1 protein-coding gene is annotated in these 772 nt (G+C 38.3%); it reads right to left on the reverse strand.

The genetic code is table 11. From position 1 onward, the window contains the following. Positions 1-221: 221 nt before the first annotated feature. A partial coding sequence (locus tag CI957_RS10305; RefSeq protein WP_164909095.1) for a flavodoxin family protein occupies positions 222-772 on the reverse strand: 551 nt, incomplete at its 5' end.

Genomic DNA, 772 nt, shown 5'->3' on the forward strand with positions numbered 1-772 from the left:
GGTTTGTTTCCAGTATAATCTGAATCTTCAAAGCAGGATTTATTGGTTATACTGATAAAATCTACACCTAACTCAGAGGCCATGTTTCTCAAATCTTCTGTAATATTGTTTTCTGTCATTTTTATCTCCTTTTGACAAGAACTATTTATGATACTATTCAAAAATACCACAGTAAAACATTGTACACAGCGTTTAAAAAATATACTGTAAGCATTTCTGGTTTATTCTTTTGACTTCAGGTATTCTGCAATATTCTTGCCCAGTTCTTTTGCGGCATTGACAGCTTCTGGTTGGTCCTCAAATTTGTTTATTCCTACAGACTCTTTTGTTGCATCTGGACCAAACATCATCTTGATACCGCTCATGTCACATTCGTCTCCAAATCTGCATCGAACACATGGATTATTGCCAAGGATCCTAACAGAGCCTACAGCCTCCATCCCTTCTTCCATCATGTAATATGTAATTGCATTGATACCGTTATCAGAGGCGGGTGGCATCATCTCAAAATCCTTCGGGATTGCAGATGTGATTATTGCTCCTCCAGGTTTTCCTTGCATGAATCCATATTGATGGCGGAGTGAATAAAGTCGTTCAATAAATGCTTTTGTGCGCGAATCAAGGGTGGAATATGGTGTAAAACCTGCAATAATAAGAGCATCTGCTTCTTTAGCTTTTTCTGCCAAAGCAATGCCGTCGTCTTTAATTACACAGACATTCGTTTTTACACAGCCCAGGCAAGCCTTACAGGGAGCAACAGTATAATCAATAA

The sequence above is a fragment of the Methanohalophilus sp. WG1-DM genome, assembly GCF_004104135.1.
GTDB lineage: Archaea > Halobacteriota > Methanosarcinia > Methanosarcinales > Methanosarcinaceae > Methanohalophilus > Methanohalophilus euhalobius.